This is a genomic window from Pseudomonas sp. PDM02, from assembly GCF_014852285.1.
Classification (GTDB): domain Bacteria; phylum Pseudomonadota; class Gammaproteobacteria; order Pseudomonadales; family Pseudomonadaceae; genus Aquipseudomonas; species Aquipseudomonas migulae.
This window is the reverse complement of sequence record NZ_JACVBL010000019.1, coordinates 93,916-119,471: the sequence shown is the minus strand read 5'-3', so window position 1 is coordinate 119,471 and position 25,556 is coordinate 93,916. Positions and strand designations below refer to the sequence as shown.

Annotated in this window: 24 protein-coding genes; 18 read left to right on the top strand and 6 right to left on the bottom strand. The window is 61.2% G+C overall.

The window, feature by feature from the left end:
- The first annotated feature begins 45 nt into the window (after positions 1–45).
- Both IB245_RS27030 and IB245_RS27025 read left to right on the top strand, forming a co-directional pair.
- On the top strand, positions 46–945 hold the full coding sequence (locus IB245_RS27030) for a hydroxymethylglutaryl-CoA lyase (RefSeq protein ID WP_192229214.1): 900 nt from the start codon (positions 46–48) through the stop codon (positions 943–945).
- A 419-nt stretch (positions 946–1,364) separates the two neighbouring features.
- Positions 1,365–1,565, top strand: coding sequence for a hypothetical protein (locus tag IB245_RS27025; RefSeq protein ID WP_032828949.1), 201 nt, complete (start codon positions 1,365–1,367; stop codon positions 1,563–1,565).
- A gap of 58 nt (positions 1,566–1,623) precedes the next feature.
- On the opposite strand, the gene IB245_RS27020 is transcribed toward IB245_RS27025, so the two are convergent.
- Positions 1,624–3,321, bottom strand: a complete 1,698-nt coding sequence (locus IB245_RS27020; RefSeq protein ID WP_192229213.1) for an AMP-binding protein — start codon at positions 3,319–3,321, stop codon at positions 1,624–1,626.
- 295 nt (positions 3,322–3,616) lie between these two features.
- Here IB245_RS27020 and IB245_RS27015 point away from each other — a divergent pair, with 295 nt between their 5' ends.
- The 4 genes from IB245_RS27015 to IB245_RS27000 all read left to right on the top strand — a co-directional run bounded on the left by IB245_RS27015 (position 3,617) and on the right by IB245_RS27000 (position 9,300).
- Positions 3,617–4,780, top strand: coding sequence for an isovaleryl-CoA dehydrogenase (locus IB245_RS27015; RefSeq protein WP_192229212.1), 1,164 nt, complete (start codon positions 3,617–3,619; stop codon positions 4,778–4,780).
- A 12-nt stretch (positions 4,781–4,792) separates the two neighbouring features.
- Positions 4,793–6,400, top strand: coding sequence for a carboxyl transferase domain-containing protein (locus tag IB245_RS27010; protein WP_192229211.1), 1,608 nt, complete (start codon positions 4,793–4,795; stop codon positions 6,398–6,400).
- Positions 6,401–6,535: 135 nt separating this feature from the next.
- Positions 6,536–7,351, top strand: a complete 816-nt coding sequence (locus IB245_RS27005) for a gamma-carboxygeranoyl-CoA hydratase (protein WP_008041207.1) — start codon at positions 6,536–6,538, stop codon at positions 7,349–7,351.
- A complete protein-coding gene (locus IB245_RS27000) occupies positions 7,351–9,300 on the top strand; it encodes an acetyl/propionyl/methylcrotonyl-CoA carboxylase subunit alpha (protein WP_192229210.1) in 1,950 nt (649 codons plus the stop codon). The genes IB245_RS27005 and IB245_RS27000 overlap by 1 nt, the downstream gene beginning before the upstream one ends.
- A 39-nt stretch (positions 9,301–9,339) precedes the next feature.
- Here the strand turns inward: IB245_RS27000 and IB245_RS26995 are convergent, their stop codons facing one another.
- On the bottom strand, positions 9,340–9,987 hold the full coding sequence (locus IB245_RS26995) for a LexA family protein (RefSeq protein ID WP_192229209.1): 648 nt from the start codon (positions 9,985–9,987) through the stop codon (positions 9,340–9,342).
- 130 nt (positions 9,988–10,117) lie between these two features.
- Between IB245_RS26995 and IB245_RS26990 the strand changes: the two genes are divergently transcribed.
- Together IB245_RS26990 and IB245_RS26985 are read left to right on the top strand one after the other, a co-directional pair.
- Positions 10,118–10,459, top strand: a complete 342-nt coding sequence (locus IB245_RS26990; protein ID WP_008041212.1) for a DUF6124 family protein — start codon at positions 10,118–10,120, stop codon at positions 10,457–10,459.
- Positions 10,460–10,946: 487 nt separating this feature from the next.
- A complete protein-coding gene (locus IB245_RS26985) occupies positions 10,947–12,098 on the top strand; it encodes a M14-type cytosolic carboxypeptidase (protein ID WP_008031906.1) in 1,152 nt (383 codons plus the stop codon).
- 39 nt (positions 12,099–12,137) lie between these two features.
- Here the strand turns inward: IB245_RS26985 and IB245_RS26980 are convergent, their stop codons facing one another.
- Positions 12,138–12,584, bottom strand: coding sequence for a winged helix-turn-helix transcriptional regulator (locus IB245_RS26980; RefSeq protein WP_008031907.1), 447 nt, complete (start codon positions 12,582–12,584; stop codon positions 12,138–12,140).
- 94 nt (positions 12,585–12,678) lie between these two features.
- Here IB245_RS26980 and IB245_RS26975 point away from each other — a divergent pair, with 94 nt between their 5' ends.
- Positions 12,679–13,884 (top strand): MFS transporter, encoded by a 1,206-nt coding sequence (locus tag IB245_RS26975; RefSeq protein ID WP_192229208.1) that lies wholly within the window; start codon positions 12,679–12,681, stop codon positions 13,882–13,884.
- Here the strand turns inward: IB245_RS26975 and IB245_RS26970 are convergent.
- Together IB245_RS26970 and IB245_RS26965 are read right to left on the bottom strand one after the other, a co-directional pair.
- Complete coding sequence (locus tag IB245_RS26970) at positions 13,881–14,429, bottom strand: cytochrome b (RefSeq protein WP_008031911.1); 549 nt, start codon at positions 14,427–14,429, stop codon at positions 13,881–13,883. The two genes, IB245_RS26975 and IB245_RS26970, sit on opposite strands and share 4 nt — an antisense overlap.
- A complete protein-coding gene (locus tag IB245_RS26965; protein ID WP_192229207.1) occupies positions 14,426–15,511 on the bottom strand; it encodes a catalase family peroxidase in 1,086 nt (361 codons plus the stop codon). Before IB245_RS26965 ends, IB245_RS26970 begins: the two co-directional genes overlap by 4 nt.
- A 158-nt stretch (positions 15,512–15,669) precedes the next feature.
- Here IB245_RS26965 and IB245_RS26960 point away from each other — a divergent pair, with 158 nt between their 5' ends.
- The gene (locus tag IB245_RS26960; protein ID WP_032832617.1) at positions 15,670–16,176 is read left to right on the top strand and encodes a sigma-70 family RNA polymerase sigma factor; all 507 of its coding nucleotides are present in this window, start codon (positions 15,670–15,672) and stop codon (positions 16,174–16,176) included.
- A complete protein-coding gene (locus IB245_RS26955; protein WP_192229206.1) occupies positions 16,173–16,925 on the top strand; it encodes an anti-sigma factor family protein in 753 nt (250 codons plus the stop codon). Before IB245_RS26960 ends, IB245_RS26955 begins: the two co-directional genes overlap by 4 nt.
- Before the next feature lie 133 nt (positions 16,926–17,058).
- Here IB245_RS26955 and IB245_RS26950 read toward each other — a convergent pair whose 3' ends face one another.
- The gene (locus IB245_RS26950; protein ID WP_192229205.1) at positions 17,059–17,895 is read right to left on the bottom strand and encodes an IclR family transcriptional regulator; all 837 of its coding nucleotides are present in this window, start codon (positions 17,893–17,895) and stop codon (positions 17,059–17,061) included.
- A 242-nt stretch (positions 17,896–18,137) separates the two neighbouring features.
- On the opposite strand from IB245_RS26950, the gene IB245_RS26945 reads away from it, so the two are divergent.
- From IB245_RS26945 to IB245_RS26915, 7 genes are all read left to right on the top strand, one after another.
- On the top strand, positions 18,138–19,157 hold the full coding sequence (locus tag IB245_RS26945; protein WP_008041220.1) for an ABC transporter ATP-binding protein: 1,020 nt from the start codon (positions 18,138–18,140) through the stop codon (positions 19,155–19,157).
- Complete coding sequence (locus tag IB245_RS26940) at positions 19,154–20,023, top strand: ABC transporter permease (protein ID WP_008041222.1); 870 nt, start codon at positions 19,154–19,156, stop codon at positions 20,021–20,023. The genes IB245_RS26945 and IB245_RS26940 overlap by 4 nt, the downstream gene beginning before the upstream one ends.
- Before the next feature lie 6 nt (positions 20,024–20,029).
- Complete coding sequence (locus tag IB245_RS26935) at positions 20,030–20,824, top strand: ABC transporter permease (protein WP_192229204.1); 795 nt, start codon at positions 20,030–20,032, stop codon at positions 20,822–20,824.
- 7 nt (positions 20,825–20,831) lie between these two features.
- Positions 20,832–21,122: a (2Fe-2S)-binding protein gene (locus IB245_RS26930; RefSeq protein ID WP_008041223.1), complete on the top strand. Its 291-nt coding sequence runs from the start codon at positions 20,832–20,834 to the stop codon at positions 21,120–21,122.
- Positions 21,123–21,930: 808 nt separating this feature from the next.
- Positions 21,931–23,286 carry an NAD(P)/FAD-dependent oxidoreductase gene (locus tag IB245_RS26925; protein WP_192229203.1) on the top strand — a complete coding sequence of 452 codons (1,356 nt, stop codon included), beginning with the start codon at positions 21,931–21,933 and terminating at the stop codon, positions 23,284–23,286.
- On the top strand, positions 23,283–24,398 hold the full coding sequence (locus IB245_RS26920; RefSeq protein WP_192229202.1) for an NAD(P)/FAD-dependent oxidoreductase: 1,116 nt from the start codon (positions 23,283–23,285) through the stop codon (positions 24,396–24,398). Before IB245_RS26925 ends, IB245_RS26920 begins: the two co-directional genes overlap by 4 nt.
- 18 nt (positions 24,399–24,416) lie before the next feature.
- Positions 24,417–25,463, top strand: a complete 1,047-nt coding sequence (locus IB245_RS26915; RefSeq protein WP_008029601.1) for an ABC transporter substrate-binding protein — start codon at positions 24,417–24,419, stop codon at positions 25,461–25,463.
- The last annotated feature ends 93 nt before the right edge of the window (positions 25,464–25,556 follow it).

Below are 25,556 nucleotides of genomic sequence, written 5' to 3'. Positions count from 1 at the left end.
ACAAAGGTTTGCGTACATTCAGATAATCAACAAAGGTCGATTCCCATGTCCCTTCCTTCCCACGTACGCCTGGTCGAAGTCGGCCCCCGCGACGGTCTGCAAAACGAAGCTCAACCGATCAGCGTTGCCGATAAGGTGCAACTGGTCGATGCACTCACGGCCGCGGGCCTCGGCTATATAGAAGTCGGCAGTTTCGTTTCACCCAAATGGGTGCCGCAGATGGCCGGATCCGCCGAAGTCTTCGCGCAAATCCAGCGCAAACCAGGCGTGACCTACGGCGCCCTCGCCCCCAACCTGCGCGGCTTCGAAGATGCGATCGCCGCCGGGGTCAAGGAAGTCGCAGTGTTCGCCGCAGCGTCCGAAGCGTTTTCCCAGCGCAACATCAATTGCTCGATCAGCGAAAGCCTGGAGCGTTTTGCGCCGATCATGGAAGCCGCCAGGCAGCACGGCGTCACCGTTCGCGGTTACGTGTCCTGTGTGCTGGGCTGTCCTTATGAAGGTCACGTCAAACCCGAGCAAGTTGCCCTGGTCGCCCGCGAGCTCTATGCCATGGGCTGCTACGAAGTCTCGCTGGGGGACACCATCGGCACCGGCACGGCGGGCGCGACGCGCAAAATGTTCGAAGTGGTTTCGGCCGACGTGCCGCGGGAGAAACTGGCCGGGCACTTCCACGACACCTACGGCCAGGCCATGGCCAACATCTATGCCAGCCTGCTCGAAGGGATCTCGGTGTTTGACAGCTCCATCGCCGGCCTCGGCGGCTGCCCCTACGCCAAAGGCGCCAGCGGTAACGTCGCCACCGAAGACGTGGTTTACCTGCTCAATGGCCTCGGCATCGAAACGGGTATCGACCTGGACGCCTTGATTCTGGCCGGCCAGCAGATTTGCACGGTGCTGGGGCGCCCCACCGGTTCGCGCGTGGCCAAGGCTCGCAGCGCGCAGTAAGTGTGCTGATGTGTCCGGGTGTTACCGCTGCGTCTGGAACGTGGGGGATAAGCGAGTAACACGGAAACAAATTGTAGGGGTTTGCCTGAGAGAAAATTCCTACAAAAATTCAAGTTATTGATTTTAAAGGGTTTTTAAAAGTTGGCACGGCTTCTGCTATCTCTATGGCATAACAAGAATAAAAAGCAGCAAACCAATAAAAATAAGACGTAACGACTCTGACATAACAAGAACAACACGGCAGAGACGCAGCTAACAGATTTTTTTGGAGAAGGTGTGCTTTTCAGGGTGCTTTTCGGAGTAACCCGCAACCGGGCAGAGAACAATAAAACTACCTTCAGGTAGCTCCCGAACTGGTTGGATCGCTTAGCGAAAAAGTAGATCAGCGCTCAAAAAAATACGTTTGCTCTTGATCCCGGATGGGGATCGACAAAAACAGCGGTAAAGGGTCACGGTTGCCAAAAACAAAAACAGACCGCCCCTCAATAATAAAAAAAGAGCATGCGCAACGAAAAATTAAAGGGGAGCTTCGGCTCCCCTTTGTGCTTTCTGCGATTCAGGTTTTCACCATCGCCCCTGTGGGAGCCAGCCTGCTGGCGATTGCGGTGGTTCAGACATAGGTATGTTGACTGACACTCCGCTATCGCCAGCAGGCTGGCTCCCACAAGGGGAAATTTGTCACGCCTTGTTGATGCGCAATTCCTCGATGCTGATCTCGCGCATCCGGAATTTCTGGATCTTGCCGGTCACCGTCATCGGAAACTCTTCCACAAACTTGAAGTAGCGCGGTGTCTTGAAGTGCGCGATGCGCTCCTTGCACCAGGTTTGCAGCTCTTGCTCGGTGGCACTGTGACCGGGGTGGAATTTGATCCAGGCGACGATCTCTTCGCCATAACGCGAACACGGGATGCCGATCACTTGCACGTCCGCCACGGCCGGGTGAGTGAAGAAGAATTCTTCCAGCTCCCGCGGGTAAATATTCTCACCGCCACGGATGATCATGTCCTTGTTGCGTCCGGCAATGCACACGTAGCCTTCATCATTCATGCTCGCCAGATCACCGGTGTGCATCCAGCCGGCCTGATCGATGGCTTCGGCGGTGCCTTGCGGGTTGTTCCAGTAGCCGAGCATCACGCTGTAGCCACGGGTGCAGAGTTCGCCGATGGTGCCACGCGGTACCAGGTTGCCCGCCTCGTCGATGATTTTGCTTTCAAGTTGTGGTTGGGTGCGACCGACCGTGGTGACGCGCAATTCCAGTTCGTCTGAAGGACCGGTCTGCAACGACACCGGACTTGTTTCCGTCATGCCGTAGGCAATCTGCACTTCGTTCATGTGCATTTCGCTGATCACCCGACGCATCACTTCGATCGGACAGGTCGCGCCGGCCATGATCCCGGTACGCAGGCTCGACAGATCGAATTGCGCACGTTGCGGCTGATCGAGCATGGCGATGAACATGGTCGGTACGCCATACAGTGCGGTGGCCTTTTCTTCGGCGACGGTGGTCAGGGTCAGCAGCGGATCGAAGGCATCGTTAGGGTAAATCATGGTGCTGCCGTGGGTGATGCAGCCGAGGTTGCCCATGACCATGCCGAAGCAGTGATACAGCGGCACCGGGATCACCAGCCGATCATTGGCGGTCAGGCCGAGGCTTTCGCCCACCATGTAACCGTTGTTGAGAATGTTGTAGTGGCTGAGGGTCGCGCCCTTCGGAAAACCGGTGGTGCCGGAGGTGTACTGGATGTTCACGGCCTGGTCGAAATGCAGGCTGTCGCCCCGCTCGCGTAACTGCTCGCTGGATACACCTGTTGCGAGATCGCTCAGTTGCGACCACGGCAGAAAACCTGATGGCGGCTGCGCATCCAGGCTGATCACGCCGCGCAAGTCCGGCAGACGCTCGCTCTGCAACTGGCCGATGGATTGTTCTGCCAGCTCGGGCACCAGGCCTTGCAGCATGCCGTGGTAATTGGAGGTCTTGAACGCGCCCGCGCAAACCAGCCATTTGCAGCCCGACTGCTTCAACACGTATTCGAGTTCCGAGCTGCGATACGCCGGGTTGATGTTGACCAGGATCACGCCGATCTTCGCGCTGGCGAACTGGCTGATGCACCACTGCGCACAATTCGGCGCCCAGATGCCGAGGCGATCACCGGCCTGCAACCCCAGCGCGAGCAGCGCCCGGGCATGAAGGTCCACGGCGTCGGACAGTTGCTGCCAGGTGTAGCGCAACTGTTGATGGCGCACGACCAGCGCCTCGCCCGTCGGATACTGCGCGACGGTGTTATCAAATGCCTGACCGATGGTCATGGCCAACAAGGCTTTGTCCTGAGAACCACGGGTATAGCTGCGCTGCGGGCTTGCACTGGGTTGATCCATGACGACCCCTATTGTCTTTATTAATGGGCTACCAACGGATACCTGCAGGAGCGATGCTTGCTCGCGAAGAGGCCTCTACATTCAACATTTATGTCGACTGATCTGACGCTTTCGCGAGCAAGCATCGCTCCTACAAGTTTGGTCCGCTTTCTATCTTGAACTGGCTCTACTCTCGCTCAAGTTGACGTTAACGTAAAGGGTGATTGACAGCCATTCGTCACAGGCTTACGTTAACGTAAAGGTGAGAGCCAAATCACGACCCTCCCCGCCCTACAAAAAAGCCAAAAGGTGACCCATGAGCTATCCATCCCTGAACTTTGCCCTCGGTGAAACCATCGACATGCTGCGCGATCAGGTCCAGTCCTTCGTCGCCAAAGAGATCGCCCCGCGCTCCGCTCAGATCGACATCGACAACCTGTTCCCCGCCGACCTGTGGCGCAAGTTCGGCGACATGGGCCTGCTCGGCATTACCGTCCCGGAAGAATACGGCGGTGCTGGCCTGGGTTACCTGGCGCACGTGGTGGCCATGGAAGAAATCAGCCGCGGTTCGGCGTCGGTCGCCCTGTCCTACGGCGCGCACTCCAACCTTTGCGTGAACCAGATCAACCGCAACGGCAATCACGAACAGAAAAGCAAATACCTGCCGAAGCTGATCAGCGGCGAGCACATCGGCGCCCTGGCCATGAGTGAACCGAACGCCGGTTCCGACGTGGTCTCGATGAAATTGCGCGCCGACAAACGTGGTGATCACTACGTGCTCAACGGCAGCAAAACCTGGATCACCAACGGTCCCGACGCCAACACCTACGTGATCTACGCCAAGACCGACCTGGAAAAAGGCCCGCACGGCATCACCGCGTTCATCGTCGAGCGCGACTGGAAAGGCTTCAGCCGCAGCAACAAGTTCGACAAGCTCGGCATGCGCGGCTCCAACACCTGCGAGCTGTTCTTCGATGACGTCGAAGTGCCGGAAGAAAACATCCTCGGCGTGCTCAACGGCGGCGTGAAAGTGCTGATGAGCGGCCTCGACTACGAACGTGTCGTACTGTCCGGCGGCCCGACCGGGATCATGCAGGCGTGCATGGACCTGATCGTGCCGTACATCCACGACCGTAAGCAGTTCGGGCAAAGCATCGGCGAATTCCAGCTGATCCAGGGCAAAGTCGCCGACATGTACACCCAACTCAACGCCAGCCGCGCCTACCTTTATGCGGTGGCCCAGGCCTGCGAGCGCGGCGAAACCACACGCAAGGACGCTGCCGGCGTGATCCTCTACAGCGCCGAGCGCGCCACGCAAATGGCCCTCGACGCAATCCAGATTCTCGGCGGCAACGGTTACATCAACGAATTCCCGGCCGGTCGTCTGCTGCGTGACGCCAAGCTGTACGAAATCGGCGCCGGCACCAGTGAGATCCGCCGCATGCTGATCGGTCGCGAACTGTTCAACGAAACCCGCTAAACGGAGCTGTCCATGGCTATCCTGCATACCCAGCTCAACCCCCGTTCGGCGGAGTTTGCCGCGAACAGCGCGGCGATGCTCACCCAGGTCGACGCCTTGCATACCTTGCTCGCGCAAGTGCAGCAAGGTGGCGGTCCGAAAGCGCAAGAACGCCACACTTCGCGGGGCAAATTGCTGCCCCGCGAGCGGATCAATCGCCTGCTCGATCCGGGCTCGCCGTTTCTCGAAATCAGCCAACTGGCGGCCTACGAGGTGTATGGCGAAGACGTGCCGGCCGCGGGCGTGATTGCCGGGATCGGTCGAGTGGAAGGCGTCGAGTGCATGATCGTGGCCAACGATGCCACGGTGAAAGGCGGCTCGTATTACCCGCTGACCGTGAAAAAACACCTGCGCGCCCAGACCATCGCTCAGCAGAACCGCTTGCCGTGCATTTATCTGGTGGACTCCGGCGGCGCCAACCTGCCGCGTCAGGATGAAGTGTTCCCGGACCGCGAGCACTTCGGGCGGATCTTTTTCAACCAGGCCAACATGAGCGCCATGGGCATTCCGCAAATCGCGGTGGTCATGGGCTCGTGCACTGCCGGCGGCGCTTACGTGCCGGCGATGGCCGACGAAGCGATCATGGTTCGCGAGCAGGCGACTATCTTCCTCGCCGGCCCACCGCTGGTGAAAGCCGCGACCGGTGAAGTGGTCAGCGCCGAAGATCTGGGCGGTGCCGACGTGCACTGCAAGATTTCCGGGGTTGCCGACCATTATGCCGAGAGCGATGAACACGCCCTGGCCATTGCCCGACGCAGCATCGCCAACCTCAACTGGCGCAAGCTTGGCGAACTGCAACAACGCACGCCCATCGCCCCGCTCTACAGCAGCGACGAGTTGTATGGCGTGGTCTCGGCCGACGCCAAGCAGCCGTTCGATGTGCGCGAAGTGATCGCGCGGTTGGTGGACGGTTCGGTGTTCGACGAATTCAAGGCGCTGTTCGGGACCACGCTGGTGTGCGGTTTTGCTCACTTGCACGGTTACCCGATCGCGATCCTCGCCAACAACGGCATCCTTTTCGCCGAGGCCGCGCAGAAAGGCGCGCACTTCATCGAACTGGCCTGCCAGCGCGGCATTCCGTTGCTGTTCCTGCAAAACATCACCGGCTTCATGGTCGGCCAGAAATACGAGGCCGGCGGCATTGCCAAGCACGGCGCAAAACTGGTGACCGCCGTGGCGTGCGCCAAGGTGCCGAAATTCACCGTGATCATCGGCGGCAGCTTCGGCGCCGGTAACTACGGCATGTGCGGGCGGGCCTACGATCCACGTTTCCTGTGGATGTGGCCGAATGCACGCATCGGTGTGATGGGCGCCGAACAAGCGGCGGGCGTGTTGGTGCAGGTCAAGCGCGAGCAGGCCGAGCGTGGCGGGCATGGTTTCAGCGCCGAGCAGGAAGCCGAAATCAAGCAACCGATCCTCGATCAATACGAAGAACAGGGCCACCCTTACTACTCCAGCGCACGGCTGTGGGACGACGGCGTCATTGACCCGGCGCAGACCCGCGATGTGCTGGCCCTGGCCTTGTCCGCGTCGCTGAACGCGCCAATCGAACCGAGCCGCTTCGGCGTGTTCCGGATGTGATTTGACTTTGTAGGAGCGAGCGGGCGGCGATCCGACTTGCCCGCGAAAGCGGTTTGTCAGTCACATCGATGCTGGATGTACCGACGCCTTCGCGGGCAAGCCTCGCTCCTACAAGTACCGTGGAGACGGATGAACATGAGCGACTTCAACACCCTCGAACTACAGACCGACCCGCGTGGTTTCGCGACTCTGTGGCTCAGCCGGGAAGAAAAGAACAACGCGTTCAACGCCGAGATGATCCGTGAGCTGATCCTCGCGCTGGACAAGGTCTCGACCGACGCCAGCCTGCGCTTTTTGCTGGTGCGCGGACGTGGCAAGCATTTCAGCGCCGGCGCCGACCTGGCGTGGATGCAGCAATCGGCCGAGCTCGATTACCACACCAATCTGGACGACGCCCGGGAACTGGCGGAGTTGATGTACAACCTGGCCAAGCTGAAAGTTCCGACGCTGGCCGTGGTACAAGGCGCGGCTTTCGGCGGCGCGCTGGGCCTGATCAGTTGCTGCGACATGGCGATTGGCGCCGACGACGCGCAGTTCTGCCTGTCGGAAGTACGCATCGGCCTCGCGCCAGCGGTGATCAGCCCGTTCGTGGTGCAAGCCATCGGCGAACGCGCGGCACGCCGTTACGCACTGACCGCCGAGCGCTTCGGTGGGCAACGCGCTCGGGAAATCGGCTTGTTGTCGGAGAGTTATCCGGGCAATGAGCTGGAGCAGAAAGTCGAGCAATGGATCGACAACCTGCTGCTCAACAGCCCCGCAGCCATGCGCGTCAGCAAGGATTTGCTGCGTGAAGTCGGCAACGGCGCGCTGACCCCGGCGCTGCGTCGCTACACCGAAAATGCCATCGCGCGCATCCGCGTCAGCCCCGAAGGCCAGGAAGGCCTGCGCGCCTTTCTGCAAAAACGTCCGCCGAGCTGGCAGGCCGAAACCACCCCCAAGGAGCCGCGTTGATGAGCGCACCTGTCATTACCTCTCTGCTGGTGGCCAACCGTGGCGAAATCGCGTGCCGGGTCATGCGCACCGCCAAGGCCCTGGGCCTGACCACCGTCGCCGTGCACAGCGCCACCGACCGCGAAGCACGGCACAGCCGCGAAGCGGACATTCGCGTTGACCTCGGTGGCAGTAAAGCCGCCGACAGCTACCTGCAAATCGACAAACTGATCGCCGCCGCCAAGGCCAGCGGCGCGCAGGCGATCCATCCGGGTTATGGTTTTCTGTCCGAGAATGCCGGGTTCGCCCGCGCCATCGAACAAGCAGGCCTGATCTTCCTCGGTCCGCCCGCCTCGGCCATCGATGCCATGGGCAGCAAATCCGCCGCCAAGGCCTTGATGGAAACCGCTGGCGTGCCACTGGTGCCCGGTTATCACGGCGAAGCTCAAGACCTAGACACCTTCCGCGACGCTTGCGAACGCATCGGTTATCCGGTGCTGCTCAAGGCGACGGCGGGCGGTGGCGGCAAAGGCATGAAAGTGGTCGAGGACGTCAGCCAACTGGCCGAAGCCCTCGCCTCGGCCCAGCGTGAAGCGCAATCCTCGTTCGGCGATTCGCGGATGCTGGTCGAAAAATATCTGCTGAAGCCGCGCCACGTGGAAATCCAGGTTTTCGCCGACCAGCACGGCAATTGCCTGTACCTCAACGAACGTGACTGCTCGATTCAGCGTCGGCACCAGAAAGTCGTCGAAGAAGCGCCCGCACCAGGCTTGAGCCCGGAACTGCGCCGCGCCATGGGCGAAGCGGCCGTGCGTTCGGCGCAGGCCATCGGTTATGTCGGCGCCGGCACCGTGGAGTTCTTGCTGGATGCGCGCGGCGAGTTCTTCTTCATGGAGATGAACACGCGCCTGCAGGTCGAACACCCGGTCACCGAAGCCATTACCGGCCTCGATCTGGTGGCCTGGCAGATTCGCGTGGCACGCGGTGAAGCGCTGCCGATGACTCAGGATCAAGTGCCCCTGATCGGCCATGCGATCGAAGTGCGGCTGTATGCCGAAGACCCGGGCAATGATTTCCTGCCGGCTACCGGGCGCCTGGAGTTGTATCGCGAATCCGCCGAAGGTCCGGGTCGTCGGGTCGATAGCGGCGTGGAAGAAGGCGACGAGATTTCGCCGTTCTATGACCCGATGCTCGGCAAGCTGATTGCCTGGGGCGAGGATCGCGAACAGGCGCGCCTGCGCTTGCTGAGCATGCTCGATGAGTTCGCGATTGGCGGTCTCAAGACCAACATCAACTTCTTGCGTCGAATCGTTGGACATCCGGCGTTTGCGGCGGCTGAGCTGGATACCGGGTTCATTCCACGTTACCAGGAGCAACTGCTGCCAGAGCCCTCGCCGCTCAGTGATGAGTTCTGGCAAGCCGCGGCGCAAGCGTTTTCCCAAAGCCAACCGGACACGACGCGCACTGATGACCTGAGTTCGCCTTGGGGGATCGGCACTGGGTTCCGTGCCGGATTGCCGACAGAAATCACCCTGCATTTGAGCTGCGAAGGTCAGGACCGTGCGCTGACGTTGGGCGCTACCCGATCGGCGCAACTCGCGGGCGAGCAACTGCTGACCGAACACAACGGCGTGCGCCGCCAGCATCGGGCAATCCGTCGCGGCGGCGTTGTGTATCTGCAATGGGATGGTGAATTGCGCCGCATCGAGTCCTACGACCCGATCAGCGCCGTCGAAGCCAGTCACAGCCATCACGGCGGGCTCACTGCGCCCATGAACGGCAGCATCGTGCGAGTGCTGGTGGAAGCCGGGCAAACGGTCGAAGCCGGGGCGCAACTGGTGGTGCTGGAGGCGATGAAGATGGAGCACAGCATTCGTGCACCACACGCCGGGGTGATCAAAGCGCTGTATTGCCAGGAAGGCGAGATGGTCAGCGAAGGCAGTGCATTGGTCGAGCTGGAAGAAGCCTGAAATGCGGATCGGTCCTACGCATTGCGAGGACCGATCTGATCAGAACCTGGCCGTTGCCTGAACCACTACGCCGATGATTCGGCAGGCTTCGGTGTAAAGGGCTTTCGGATACGTCGGATTGAGCGGGACCAGGTAACGCTGCCCGCCCTCTTCGATCAGTTTGCGAAACGTCGCTTCAGTGCTGTCCGGCCATTGGGCGATCACCAGTTTCCCGGGCTCCGGCACAATGGCCGGGTCCACCAGGATCATCATGCCCTCGGCGATACTGACGCCGCTCGGTGCAGTCATCGCATCGCCCACCACGGTCAACCAGAACGCCGCGCCCTGAGCGTGGTAGTCGGTCAGTTCGAAACGCGCCGTGTCATAGACCGTCGGCTCACCGTCACGCACCTCGCAGGATTCGCGCCAGTCACTGACCGGGTAACGGAAGTACGGGTTGTACTTGCGCACCAGATCCTGGCTTTCCTCCTTCGCAATGTCCGGCTCGCGGATCACCAGCGCCACCTCGAGAAACTCCATGCCCAGGGCGTGCAGCACACGGTTCATGTCATCGATGCCCGGTTGGCGACGTTTGTTCAGCCAATGACCGACGCCGCCCTGGGACATCCCCAGGCGGTCGGCGAGTATTTCCTGAGTGACTTTGAGTTCACTCATCTTGGCCTTGACCAATTCAATCCATTTATCCATGTGCGGCACGATACGTGGGCGCCTCCGGCCAGCAAAACACAACTTGTAGTATTTAAATTCTCGTCACAAATACAGTTCGTACTACGATTGGATCACGGATTTGAATCTAACACGGAGCTTTGCCATCGCCATGACCATCCCCAGCAATGACTTGCCAGACATGCAGATCGACACCTCCCTCACCTCGCCAAAAGGCTCGGCCGCCGCGCAGCGCGCCCTGGACTATTACTTGAAACCAGCTGTGTCCGAAGCGGTGGAAGAGGAGCGTTTTTTTGATGTGAACCGCAATGTCAGCTGCGAAGAAGCACTGGTGCGAGCCTCAGACCTGTTGCGCTGCGCCGCCGCCACGGCGTACGAGTCGGCGAACAATCTGCAGGGCGTGCACCGGGACCTGGCGTTTTCGACGGTGCATATGATCGATATGGCCAAGGCGTTGCTGGACCGATCCCTCGACGGGGATCATCACGCATAAGGCAGGCAGGGATATTTCGCGGGGCGCGGGAAAGAATTTTCCAATCGCGCAGATAAAATCGTTTGACTTGCAAACGAGAATGATTATTATTGCATGCAGCTGATCGCGAGATCAGTCGATTGTCCAAGTGACCTTAGGTCGGTCTCCTGGACTATCTCCTCATCAGGCTAATCACGGTTTTTGACCCGGCTTTTTGCCGGGTCTTTTTTTTGCCAGTTATTCTGGCTTTACCTTCAGGCTAATGAAGTCTTTGGGTGCTGCAAATTCGATGGCGCGGATAATATCAAAAGAATATCTGTTGGCAAGAGAAGCCCGGCAACATTGGGCCAAACTAATGGAAAATAGCACTTGAGAATCAATCGCACAGTCTCTAAGCTGCGACGGCGTCAAGGAGGACGCCCCCCTTTTACCCCCGCAATTTCCCCCGGTTTTTCCCTTCCCAGCGTGTAAAGTATCAGCCATAAAAAATCATATTCAGGAATCGATTATGACCGTGGCTAGATCTTCTTTCGACATCAGCGCCAACTTCGACAGCGGCAACATTGAAGTGCTGGACATCAGCAATCCGTTGCAAGCCCTGCTGGCCATCAAGCCAGACACCCGCAGCCAGCATTTTCAGTGGTTTCACTTCAAGGCCAGCGGTTTGCACGTCGGACAGGAACACTGGTTTCGTCTGAACAATGCCAGCAAATCCTCGTACAACAAAGCCTGGGACGGCTATCAGGCAGTGGCGTCCTACGACCACGTCAACTGGTTCCGGGTGCCGACCATCTTCGAAGGCGACTGCCTGCGATTCAGCCTCGAAGCCACGGCCACCCACGCCTGGTTTGCCTACTTCGAACCCTACAGCCGTGGCCGCCATGACTGGTTGATCGAACAGGCGCTGACCAAGGCCGGCACTGAACTGCTCGCCACCGGCAAGAGTGTCGAAGGTCGTGACATTCAGTTGCTGCGCAAAGGCACCGGCGCCGAAGGCCGGCGCAAGGTCTGGATGATTGCCCAGCAACACCCCGGCGAACACATGGCCGAGTGGTTCATGGAAGGTGTGATCGAACGCCTGGAAAGGCACGACGATCCAGTGCTGAACAAACTGCTGGCCAGCGCCGACCTGTACCTGGTGCCGAACATGAACCCGGACGGTGCCTTTCACGGTCACCTGCGCACCAACGCCATGGGCCAGGACCTCAACCGCGCCTGGCAGAGCGCCAGTCAGGAGATCAGTCCGGAAGTGCTGTTCGCTCAGCAACAGATGGAAAAGTACGGCGTCGACCTGTTCCTCGACATCCATGGCGATGAAGAAATCCCCTACGTGTTCACTGCCGGTTGCGAGGGCAACCCAGGCTACACGCCGCGGATCGAAAAACTCGAAGAGCATTTCCGCAGTCATCTGAAACACCTGACCAAGGACTTCCAGACCAAGCACGGCTACACCCGCGACGAGCCGGGCAAAGCCAACATGACCCTGGCGTGCAACAGCGTCGGTCAGAAATTCGACTGCCTGTCGTTGACCCTGGAGATGCCGTTCAAGGACAACAACGACAAACCGGATCCGTTGACTGGCTGGTCCGGCAAGCGCTCGAAGCAACTGGGCAAGGACGTGCTGACGACCGTGGCGGACATGGTCGATACCTTGCGCTGATCCTGTGCAATGGCTGCATGCCAGGCATGCAGCCACGCCTCATTCGGCCGCCACTCGCACACAATCCTCCGGTCCCAGCAATCGCCCATCCTCGGCGCGCAATTCCAATGGCCGCACCGGTCGACCGTTGTCGCGGTCAACCACCCGCGAGTGCGCCTCCCCGTCCTCATAAAAAAACGCCTCGCCCCACTGCCGCAAGCCGATGATCAACGGGAACAGGCCTTTGCCCTTCTCCGTCAGCACGTATTCCTGATACGCGCTGCCATCCGACGCCGGCACCAGATCGAAAATCCCGTGGCTCACCAACGTGCGCAATCGTGCCGAGAGAATGTTCTTCGCCATGCCCAGATTGCGCTGGAACTCACCGAACCGGCGAATGCCGTCGAACGCATCGCGCACGATCAGCAACGACCACCAATCGCCGATGGCATCCAGTGAACGGGCCACCGGGCATTCGGCGCTCTCCATGCTTGTACGCTTGGCCATGCCTGCGCTCTCGAAAACAAATGTGGTTGCAATATAAAACCGGCTTGCTTACCGTACAACTGGTTTTATTTAGAAACCACTTTTGGAGCCCGGCATGAAGCCCACTCACACAACACTCAGCAGCGGCGTCGTGTTGCTGTTCGCCGTCGCCTGCGGACTGGCCGTCGGCAACGTGTACTACGCGCAACCCTTGCTCGATGCGATGGCCGAGGCGTTTGCCATGGACCCCGCCACCATCGGCATCGTCGTCACGCTCACCCAGATCGGTTACGGCGTCGGATTGTTGTTGCTGGTGCCGCTCGGCGATCTGCTGAACCGACGACGCCTGATCGTCACGCAAACCCTGTTGTCGGCGCTGGCGTTGTTGATGATCGCGTTAGCCTCGAACAGCACCTGGCTGTTGCTCGGGATGACGTTGACCGGGTTGTTGGCGGTGGTCACCCAAGTGTTGGTGGCCTACGCCGCGACATTGGCCATCCCGGCGCAGCGCGGGCGTGTGGTCGGCGTGGTCACCAGCGGCATCGTCGTCGGCATTTTGTTGGCTCGGACGGTGGCAGGCGGCATGGCCGACCTGGCCGGCTGGCGCTCGATTTATCTGTTGTCGGCGGGGTTGACCCTGGTGATGGCGTTGCTGCTGTTGCGTGTGCTGCCCAAACACGAGGACACGCAACCGGCCAGTTCCTATGGCGTATTGCTCGGCTCGGTGTTCAGGTTGTTCACGGAAGAACCGGTGTTGCGTCAACGGGCGGTGCTCGCATTACTGACCTTCGCCAGTGCCATGGTGCTGTGGACGCCCATGGTGTTGCCGCTGAGTGCCCCGCCGCTGTCGTTGTCCCACACACAAATCGGCTTGTTCGGACTGGCTGGCGCCGCCGGAGCACTGGCCGCCGCGCGTGCCGGGCATTTGGCTGATCGTGGTTTAGGTCAGTGGGTCAGCGGTTTGTCATTGTTGTTGATGCTGGCCTCCTGGCTGCCGATCGCGCTGACTCAATCCTCTTTGTGGGCCTTGTTACTGGGGGTGATCACCCTGGATCTGGGTTTGCAGGCCGTGCACGTGACCAGCCAAAGCATGATCTACAGCGTGCGCCCCGAAGCGCAAAGCCGCCTCACTGCGGGGTACATGCTGTTTTATTCGATTGGCAGCGCGCTGGGGTCGATCGGCTCGACGGCGATGTACGCCTGGGCCGGGTGGCTCGGGGTATGCCTGTTGGGTGCGGGGATCAACGCCGTGGCATTGGGTTACTGGTGGCTGACGCTGAAAAGTGGCGCATCCGCCCGATGCGCCACGCAAGCCGGTTAACCGCGGTCCTTGTTGCCCCGCAGCATGCTGTCGAGCACCTCATCACGCCGTACCCAACCGTGAAACAACGCCGCCGCCAGATGCAGCAGCACGGTCAGAAACAGCAGGTACGCCAGATACCCGTGCGCCTTGCGCAGGAACGCAAACACCTGCGCGTTCGCCGGCACAATCGACGGCAACTGCAACGAACTGCTGAGCATCACCGGGTCACCCGCCGCCGAAATCATCGCCCAGCCGAGCAGAGGCAGGATCAACATCAAGGCGTACAGCAAGACATGCGAAGCCTTGGCCGCCAGCGCTTGCCAGCCCGGCAAGTCTGCCGGCAAAGGAGGTTGCCGGGTGGAAAAGCGCACAGCGAGGCGCACGATCACCAGCAACAGAATGGCGATGCCCAGTGGTTTGTGCAGATGGATCAGCCACTCGTGCCGCTCAGAGACGGAAGCGACCATGCCCGCGCCGATAAACAGCATGGCAATGATCATCAGCGCCATCAGCCAGTGCAGCAGCCGCGCCAGCGGCGCGAAGTGGTTCGGTTGGTTGCTCATTGTTGAGCCTCCTGTTTGGCGGCGGGCAACTGGCTGACTTCACTGGTGCGGCGCAAGTAGGAACTGGCGTAACCGGCGGAGCGAGCGGCGAGCAACGGGTCGTCGGAACCTTCGATACCGGCGGGCAATACCAGCGGGTCGTAGTTGATGTCCCGGCATTCGCCATTGAGCTGCGGCTGGGTGCTTTCGAGCACCAGCGTGCCGGCATTCACCACTTTGCGACCGTCGGGCCAGGCCTTGCTGGCGTCGTTGACCGGATCACCGGGGTTGGCCAGCGTAATGTTCAACTGCCAACGCAGCGGCCCCAAGGCAATCCGTTGAAGCAGGTCTTTCTCGAGGAAATCGCCACCCTCCGGCGCCGTGGCACCTGCCGCGTCCTGCACCAACGGCACCATGCTCCAGCGCACCGCTTGCTTTTGCCCGGCGGCGTTGACCAGGTAAAACGCATTGACGCTGTTATAGGTTTCCGTCACGTAACTGGCGGACGGCTTGGCGGTTTTGATCCAGGCCAGGAACGGCCCGGCTTCCGGGTGCGCCCCAAAGAACGCCGGCACCGCTGCCGGGTTCGGTTTACCGGTGGCCGGGTCCGGCGACTGGGCTTGCTGCAATTGATAGAACGCTTCGGGCGTGCCCACCGGGAACACCGGCATGCTGTTCATCCCGGTGCGCCACTGTTGGCCGTTGGCCTGGGTGAAGCGCAGCGCCAGGCTGCGGATCGGCACTGCGCTGTCCGGCGCATATGGGTTGCCGGCCGGCAAGGCAAAACGCCCGACCACCGGGGTCCGCGCCTCGTTGAACACTTGAGCGCTGGAATAGCTGCGCGCCTCGCCACTGCTTTCGAAATGTCCGATCACGCACACGCCTTTGGAGTGATTGCGCCGGAAGCCCGGGTGCACACCGTTGTTGGTTTCCAGCACGTTGATCAGCTTTTTCGGGGTCAGTCGCTGTGGGTCAAAGGTGCCGTTGACGTAGGCAAATGCCCCGGCCACTGCAGCGACCACCACGGCAATACCGGCCAGACGCAACGTCAGGCTCGCGGCACTCAAGGGGGGCCGGGTGGGCGGTGATGAGCGATCTACCATGAAAGACTCCAGGGCCATCGGCCACAAGTGAGAAGGATCAAGCAGACGAACCCCGCGAACGTTTATTCCATCGTGCGGTATTTATTTTTTCAGGCGTGGAATAACCTTCAGTGCCGGGCGTCTCTCTAGTCCACAGCGTAGTGACTAGCCAGAACTTCATGAACGAGATCGACGAACAACTCAGAGAAATCATTCCCGGATTGCGCCGGTTTGCCGTGTCGTTGACGCGCAACCCCAGCAGCGCCGACGACCTGGTGCAGTCGTGTCTGGAGCGGGCGCTGTCGAGTTGGGGCGACAAACGCCCCGAAGGCGACTTGCGCGCCTGGCTGTTTTCGATTCTGTATCGGCAATTTCTCGACGCTCACCGGCGCTCCCGACGTTATGCGCGGATGCTCGAATTCTTTACCGGACGGGACGATACCCAACCGTCGGTGGAGCGCACCGTGATCGCCCAATCGACCCTGCAAGCCTTCGATCAGCTCGGCACCGAACAGCGTGCGCTGCTGCTCTGGGTGTCGGTCGAAGGCCTGAGTTACAAGGAAGTCGCCGAGATTCTCGACGTCCCCGTCGGCACCGTCATGTCGCGCCTGTCCCGCGCCCGCCAGGCCCTGCGCCAACTCAGCGACGGCGAAATCACCCGCCCTTCCCTGCGGAGACTCAAATGATCAGCATGCCCCCGAGCGAGCGTGACCTGCACGCGTATGTGGACCACCAGCTCAATGATGACGACCGACGTCTGGTAGAGACTTTTCTGGCCGGCAACGTGGAAATATCCGCACAGGTTCGCGCCTGGCAGCAGGACGCCCAGCAACTGCGCGCGGCCCTGAGCGGTGCGTTGCAGCAACCCGCCAACCCGGCCCTCGACCCGGCACTGATTCGCCAACGCCTCAAACGCCAATCACGCCGCCATCTGGCCAGCGCCGCGGTGTTGCTGATTGCCGTGAGCATCGGCGGCTTCAGCGGTTGGAAGGCGCGGGAGATGACCCTCCTCAGCGCGGCGGCGCCGATGGCCGACGCGATGCAGGCTTATCGGCTGTTTGCCCAGCAAGGCATGCTGCCGGCGGATTACAAGGTCAGCGATGACGGCGATATGCAGGGCTGGCTCGACCGGTATTTCACGCAGGCCCATCGCTTGCCGGACCTTTCCGGCGCGGGGTTCAAACCGGTCAGCGGGCGCTTGCTCAGCACTGAGCAAGGGCCGGCGGCGATGGTGGTTTATGAGGATCGCAGCGGGCACAAAGTCAGCTTCTACGTGCGCCCGCCAGGACCGAAAAACTTCCTGCTGCCGAGGGGCAGTCGCAGTGACGGCGGGTTGCAGGCTGAGTACTGGTCCGGCAGCGGCTACAACTACGCGATGGTCAGCCCGAGCGATACGCCGACGGCGCAGATGCTCAAGCAGACCGTGCAATTCTGACCACCCCACAAATCCCCTGTGGGAGCGGGCTTGCTCGCGAAGGCGGTGTATCAGTCGACATTGACGTGGCTGACACACCGCCTTCGCGAGCAAGCCCGCTCCCACAGGTTTCAGCGTGATGTGCAGACGGTGTTCAGGCCTGCCCAAACACCTGTGAAGGCCGCCGCAACAACGGATCAAACGGATTGATCCGCGGCCCGATCAGCGCTGCTTCGCGCTTAAGCATCTCCACCACTGTCGGCAAGCGATCCGGACCCAATCGGTCACTCACCGTGGCCACACTCAACGCCGCCACCGCTCGCCCTTCACGATCGAGAATCGGCACCGCCACGCCGGCCATGCCTTGCAGCACGCCGGTGTTGCGCCCGGCATAACCGAGGGCGCGCACGTTCTCGACTTCCGAACGCAGGAACACCTCGTCGTACAGGTGAAAATCCTTCAGCCGCGGCAGGTTGTAATGGATCACCGTGTCGCGCTCCTCTTCCGGCAGGAACGCCAGAATCGCCAGACTGCCCTGGCCCACGCCCAGTGCCACCCGCCCGCCGATGTCGCCGGTAAAGGTGCGAATCGGAAACGGCCCTTCACTGCGGTCCAGGCAGATCGCATCAAAACCACTGCGCGCCAGTAGAAACAATGAATCCCCCAGCGAAGCCGACAACCGCAACAACGACGGCCGCACCAGTTCGCGCAGGTTTCCGGTATTGCCGGCACGCGCCGCCAGCGCAAAAAAATCCAGGCTCAGGCGATAGCGTTTGCTGCGCACGTCCTGCTCGACCATGCCCTCGTCCATCAGGCTGCGCAGTAAACGGTGCGTGGTCGGTTGCGACAAACCGATGCGCTGGGCCAGTTGCGTCACGCGCTCTCCGCCCTCGACGGTGTCACCCAGACTGCGCAGCACCGCAAACAGCCGGGAGACCGCACCGACGCCGACTTCATTTTTGTTTTCATTCCGCTCAATGGAATCAGTCATGCCATTTCTCGACAATTAATTTACTCACCGAATGAAACTGAAAATAGTCATCGCTTCAGTGAAATAGGCCATTGAGCCCATCCTAGTCTTCGTCCTAATCTGCGTCCACAGGGGCGATTCGAACAACAGCGGCAGCCGACTCAAGTCGAGCGCCAACGCACCCCGCAACACCCTTTCGTATCTGCCCATACAAAAAAGCGCGACCTCAGGCCGCGCATAACAATCTCAGGTGGAGCGCAGTTATGGCTTTTGTGCAACTTGAAGGACTCGGCAAACGTTACGGCGACATCGATGCCGTCGTCGCCACCCACCTCTCGGTCGAGAAAGGCGAGTTCGTGTCCCTGCTCGGCCCTTCCGGCTGTGGCAAAACCACCACCCTGCAAATGATCGCCGGCTTCGTCGAAGTCACCAGCGGGCGCATTCTGCTGGACGGTCGCGACATCACCCACGCCAAACCCGCCAGCCGTGGCTTGGGCGTGGTGTTCCAGAGTTATGCGTTGTTTCCGCACATGACCGTCAAAGACAACGTCGCCTTCGGCCTGCGCATGCGCAAAGTGCCCAACGGCGAGTTGCAGCAGCGCGTGGATCGGGTGTTGAAACTGGTGCGTCTGGACCAGCACGCAGAACGTTACCCACGCGAACTGTCCGGTGGTCAGCGCCAGCGTGTGGCGCTGGCCCGCGCCCTGGTGATCGAGCCGCCGGTGCTGTTGCTCGACGAGCCACTGTCCAACCTCGACGCCAACCTGCGCGAAGAGATGCAGTTCGAGATCCGTCGCATCCAGCGCGAAGTCGGGATCACCACGTTGATGGTCACCCACGACCAGTCCGAAGCGCTGTCCATCAGCGACCGCGTGGTGGTGATGCAGGCCGGGCGCATCACCCAGATCGACGCGCCCTACACCCTTTACGAACACCCGCGCACCGAGTTTATTTCCGGCTTCGTCGGCAAGGCCAATCTGCTGCCCGGCGAACGAGACAGTGCGGGTGTGGTTCAGGTGCGCAGCGGCGGCGAACTGACCCTGAGCCTGCGTCCGGAAAAAATCGATCTGCGGGACAAAGATCACGGCCGCCTGCCAGGCAGGATCGTCAGCCGCTTCTTTCTCGGCAGCCAATGGTTGTACGGCGTTTCGACCAGCCTCGGCGAACTCAGTGTGGTGCGCCGCAACGACGGCTCGGCACCGCTGAACGAAGGCACGCCGGTCGGCCTCGACTGGGACGCGGCGCTGCTGCGGGTGCTGAGTGTCGACGAGGTGTCGGCATGAGTACGCTCGTGGCTGTTCGCCAGGGACGTCAGGGCTATTTGTTGTCGGCACCGGCGCTGGCGTTGTACGTCTGCCTGCTGGTGATCCCGCTGCTGCTGACGCTGGTGTTGTCGTTCAACGTCTTCGACTACAGCTCGGGCATCAACGGCGACGCCTACACCGTCGACCATTACAGCAGCCTGCTGGGTGATCCGTACTTCTACGAAATCTTTTTGCGCACGTTCTGGATCAGCGCCCTGACCACCCTGCTCTGCGTGGTGATCGGCGTGCCCGAGGCTTACATCCTCAGCCGCATGGGCGCGCCATGGCGTTCGATTTTCTTGATTCTGATCCTCACGCCGTTGCTGATTTCGGTGGTAGTGCGCGCCTTCGGCTGGAGCCTCTTGCTCGGCGCCGACGGCCTGGTCAACCAGACACTGCAAGCCTTCGGCGGCTCACCGATGAAGCTGTTGTACACGCCGTTCGCGGTGGTGATTGCACTGGTTCACGTGATGTTGCCGTTCATGATCATTCCGGTCTGGACTTCGCTGCAAAAACTCGACCCGGCCGCCGAACAAGCAGCGATGTCGCTGGGTGCCAGTCACTTCACGGTGATGCGCCAGGTGGTGTTGCCGCAAATCATGCCCGGCGTGTTGTCCGGCACGTTGATCGTGTTCGGCCTCGCGGCCAGCTCCTTTGCCATTCCCGGCCTGCTCGGCGGGCGGCGGATCAAGATGGTCGCCACGCTGATCTACGACCAGTACCTGTCGGAGCTCAACTGGCCGATGGGCGCCGCCATCGCCGTCGCGCTGCTGTTGCTCAACCTGCTGATCATGCTGTCTTGGAACCGGATGATCGAAGGCCGCTACAAGAAGTCATTGGGATAACTCGTCATGTCCAAGAACGGTCCTTTCGCCCTGCTGTTCCATACCCTGGTGGTGGTGTTCATGCTGGCGCCGCTGGTGGTGGTCTGCCTCGTGGCGTTCACCCCGGAAAACACCCTGAGCCTACCGACCACGGAGTTTTCCCTGCGCTGGTTCCGTGCGGTGTTCGAGCGTGCCGACTTTGTCGATGCGTTTTACAACAGCCTGATCCTGGCGTTTAGCGCGGCCAGCCTGGCGACGTTGATTGCGGTGCCGGCAGCGTTGGCAATCACCCGTTTCGAGTTTCCCGGACGGGACTTTTTCAATGGCCTGTTTCTGTCGCCGATCATCATTCCGCATCTGGTGTTGGGCGTGGCACTGCTGCGCTTGTTTGCGCTGATGGGCGTCAACGGCAGCTTCGCCTGGCTGATCTTTGCTCACGTGCTGGTGATCACGCCGTATGTGCTGCGACTGGTGCTGGCCTCGGCCATTGGCCTGGATCGCAGCGCCGAACATGCGGCGCAATCGCTGGGTGCCGGGCGCTTCACGCTGTTCCGTCAGATCACCTTGCCGATGATTTTGCCGGGGGTCGCCGGTGGCTGGCTTCTGGCGTTCATCAACAGTTTTGACGAGGTCACGCTGTCGATCTTCGTCACCTCGCCGGCCACGCAAACCTTGCCGGTGCGTATGTACGTGTACGCCACTGAGTCCATCGATCCGATGATGGCGGCAGTGTCGGCCCTGGTGATCGCGCTGACCGCGCTGACGATGATTCTGCTTGATCGGGTCTACGGTCTGGATCGGGTTCTGGTGGGTAAACAATGAGGGCGCCATGGCTCTGCTGAAACGACTGGCCGAAGGCGACCGCCCGGCCGTGAACTTTACCCTCGACGGCGCACCGGCCAGCGGGCTGCTCGGCGACACAGTGCTGACCGCCGTGCTGACCTGCAGCGAACACTTGCGCGGCAGCGATTTCAGCGCGCAGCCCCGCGCCGGGTTTTGCTTGATGGGCGCGTGCCAGGACTGCTGGGTCCGCCTGGGCGATGGCCGGCGAGTACGCGCGTGCTCGACGCTGCTAGAAGCCGGCGAACAAATCAGCCGCGAACCGGGGCGATCGCTATGAACACACATTACATCTCCCCAACCCGGATCCCCTGTAGGAGCGAGCCTGCTCGCGATGGCGGCGTATCAGCCGACATGAAAGTTGGATGTATGGTCCCCATCGCTAGCAAGCCAGCTCCTACAGGAGATCTGTGCCGAGCACAAAATTCGCGACCAACCCCAATCAACTGTAGGAGCCGGCTTGCTGGCGATGGCGGTGGGTCAGCCGACATCAATGTTGGATGTGAGGGCCTCATCGCCGGCAAGCCAGCTCCTACAGGGGAGCTGTGTCGGGCACAAAATTCGCGACCAACCCCAATCCACTGTAGGAGCCGGCTTGCTGGCGATCGCGGTGTGTCAGCCGACGTGGATGTTGGATGTGAGGCCGCCATCGCTAGCAAGCCAGCTCCTACAGGGGAGCTGTGCCGAGCACAAAATTCGCGACCAACCCCAATCCACTGTAGGAGCCGGCTTGCTGGCGATCGCGGTGGGTCAGCCGACATGAATGTTGGATGTGAGGCCGCCATCGCTAGCAAGCCAGCTCCTACAGGGGAGCTGTGTCGAGCACAAAATTCGCGACCAACCTCTATCAACTGTAGGAGCCGGCTTGCTGGCGATCGCGGTGCATCTGTCGACATCGATGTTGGATGTGAGGGCCCCATCGCCGGCAAACCGGCTCCTACAGGGGAGCTGTGCCGGGCACAAAATTCGCGACCAACCCCAATCAACTGTAGGAGCCGGCTTGCTGGCGATGGCGGTGGGTCAGCCGACGTGGATGTTGAATGTGAGGGCCTCATCGTCGGCAAGCCGGCTCCTACAGGGGGTTGGGTATGAAGTCGGTGGTTATTGTGGGGGCCGGGCCGGCCGGGATTCGTGCGGCGCAGACGCTGGTGGCGCATGGTGTGCGCCCGGTTTTGCTGGATGAAGCCGCTCGCGGTGGCGGGCAGATTTATCGGCGGCAGCCGGCGAACTTCAAGCGCTCGGCGGTCAAGCTGTATGGCTTCGAAGCGCGCAAGGCAAAAGCCTTGCACCAAACGATTGATGAGTTGCGCGAGCAGCTCGATTACCGTCCTGAAACCCTGGTGTGGAACGCCGAGGCCGGCGCGCTCGACACCTTGCACGAGCAGCGCGCCGCACGCTTGGAGTTCTCTCGGGTGATTGTCGCCACGGGCGCCACCGACCGGGTTTTACCGGTGCAAGGCTGGACGCTGCCGGGCGTCTACAGCCTCGGCGCTGCGCAGATCGCCCTGAAATTCCAGGGCTGCGCCATCGGTGAACGCGTGGTGTTCGCCGGCAGTGGACCGTTGCTGTATCTGGTGGCGTATCAATACGCCAAGGCCGGCGCGAACGTGCTCGCGGTGCTCGACAGCTCGCCGTTCAGCGCCCAGGCCCGCGCCCTGCCCGATCTGTTGGCGCAACCGGCCACATTGGCCAAAGGCATTTATTACCGCAGCTGGCTGACCGCTCACGGCATCCCGGTGCATCAGGGTGCAACCTTGAAACGCGTCGATGGCGAACACCGCGTGCAGTCGCTGAGTTGGGCCAACTCAAACGGTGAACATCAACTGAACTGCGACGCCGTGGCATTCGCCCATGGCCTGCGCAGTGAAACCCAACTCGCCGACTTGCTCGGCTGCGCATTCGCCTGGAACCCGCTCAACCGCGCCTGGCTGCCGCAGCGTGACAGCGCCGGTCGCAGCAGTGTCGCCGAGGTTTATCTGGCCGGCGACGGCGCCGGCATCATGGGCGCCGACGCGGCGGAAATGGCCGGCGAACGGGCCGCCCTCGCCTTGCTCGAAGACATGGGTCACGGGGTTGCACCCAAGCGTGGCGTGCAACTGGAGCAGGCACTTGAACGAATCGATAGCTTTCGCCAAGGCCTGGAACGCGCCTTCGTGTTTCCACAAAACTGGGCGGCCGACACGCCGGACGACGTGATGGTCTGCCGCTGCGAAGAAGTACGCGCCGGTGACATCCGCGACGTCGTGCGCGAGGGCCATTGGGAAATCAACCGGGTCAAGGCCCATTGCCGGGTCGGCATGGGCCGCTGTCAGGGGCGCATGTGTGGCGCTGCCGCCGCAGAAATCATTGCCTGCGCCAGTCAGCGAAGCGTCTCTGACATCGGCCGCCTGCGGGCACAGGCACCGATCAAACCGTTGCCGTTTGGTCTGGAGGTCGAGCCATGATCGAGGTCGATGCAGTGATCATTGGCGGCGGCATTGTCGGCGCCTCCGCCGCGCTCTTCCTGAGCAAGGCCGGTCGTCGCGTGGCGCTGCTGGAGCGCGACTTTTGCGGTTCGCACTCCAGCGGCGTGAATTACGGCGGCGTGCGGCGTCAGGGCCGACCGTTGTCGCAACTGCCGCTGTCGCAACAGGCTCACGAAATCTGGGGGCAGTTGCCGCAGTTGATCGGCATCGACGGTGAGTACCAGCGCAGCGGCCACTTGAAACTGGCGCGCAGCCTCAACGACCTGCGCGCATTGCAGGACTATGCCGCCAGCAGTCAGGGGTTCGGCCTCGATTTGCAGGTGCTTGATCGCAATGAATTACGCACGCGTTTTCCGTGGGTCGGCGACGTCGCGGTCGGCGCTTCGTTTTGCCCGGATGACGGCCACGCCAACCCACGACTGGTTTCACCCGCGTTTGCCCGGGCAGCACAGCGCCACGGCGCGCAAGTCCACGAACAATGCGCGGTGAGCGCCGTGGAGCACGACGGTCAGCGCTTTCGGGTCAGCACGCAAAACGGTTTAGAGCTGCACTCCCCTTGGCTGTTGAACTGCGCTGGCGCATGGGCCGGCAGCCTTGCCGCGCAGTTTGACGAAGCGGTGCCGATGCACGCCGGGCACCCGGCGATGTTGGTCACCGAACCCTTGCCATGGGTGATGGATGCCAGCACCGGCGTCGAGGGCGGCGGTATTTATGCGCGTCAGGTCGCGCGCGGCAATTGCGTGTTGGGCGGCGGCCAGGGGTTTGCCCTCGATGGCGCGCGCGCCCGCCCCGGTCAACACGCGGTGATCGAAATCCTGCGCCAAGCCGTAGAGCTTTATCCGTTTCTTGAAGGCGCCCAGGCGATTCGTACCTGGAGCGGCACCGAAGGTTACTTGCCCGATCGCCAACCGGTGATCGGTCACAGTGGCACTCAACCCGGTCTGTTGCACGCGTTCGGCTTTGCCGGCGCAGGTTTCCAGATCGGTCCAGCGGTGGGCCAGACGCTCACCGAGATCATCTGCAGCGGCGCCTCAACCACGTCGCTGGATGCGTTTTCCATCACCCGGTTTCACTCCATCTCCGTTGCTTGATAGAGGAAGGTCGCGCCAATGAATAACGTCAAACGCACTGCACTGCTCGGACTTTCGTGCCTGAGCGCCCTGCTCACGGTCACCCAGGCCCAGGCCGAACCGACGCTTTACCTCGGCATGAACGGCGGGACCATGGAACGGCTCTACGCCGACAAGGTGCTGCCGGTTTTCGAGAAGGCCAACAACGTCAAAGTGGTGATCGTGCCCGGCACGTCCGCCGATATTCTGGCCAAGGTCCAGGCCAGCAAAGGCAACCCGCAAATGCACGTGATGTTCCTCGACGACGGCATCATGTACCGCGCCATCGCCATGGGCCTGTGCGACAAACTCGAAGACAGCCCGACCCTGGCGCAGATTCCGGCCAAGGGCCGCATCAAGGACCAGGCCGTGGCGGTCAGCCTCGGTGTCACGGGGCTGGCGTACAACACGCGGTTGTTCAAGGAAAAAGGCTGGGCGACGCCGACCTCGTGGATGGACATGGCCGACCCGCGCTTCAAGGACAAACTGGTGTTCCAGTCGATGGCTTCTTCGACCTTTGGCCTGCACGGTTTCCTGATGTTCAACCGGATTCAGGGTGGCAGCGAAACCGACGTCGAGCCGGGCTTCAAGGCATGGCCGAACACCGTCGGGCGCAACGTGCTGGAATACATTCCGAGCTCGGCGAAGATTTCCGAAATGCTCCAGACCGACGAAGCGGCGCTGTTCCCGCTGACGCCAACCCAGGTCACCGCGCTGAAACTCAAAGGCATGCCGGTCGAATATGCGCAACCGAAGGAAGGCGCAGTGGTGCTCAACGTTGCCGAATGCGCCATCGCCAACAACACCCAACCGGAACTGGCGCAGAAACTCGCCGCGTTTCTGCTGACCCCCGAAGCGCAAGCCGCTGCACTTGAAGATGGCGATCAGATCCCGTCCAACCCGAACACCCCGACCACGGACAAGACACGGGGCCAGGTCGAAGCGATGAAGCAGTATCTGACGACGGCGATTGCCATCGACTGGGACCAGGTCAACGAACAGCGCCCGGCGTGGAATGCGCGGTGGAATCGTAGTATCGAGCGGTAGTTCACTGATCGTTCAAACGCAACAAAACCCTGTAGGAGCGAGCTTGCTCCGGGCGGCGTTCCGACGATGATGTGTCAGTCAACATCAATGTGC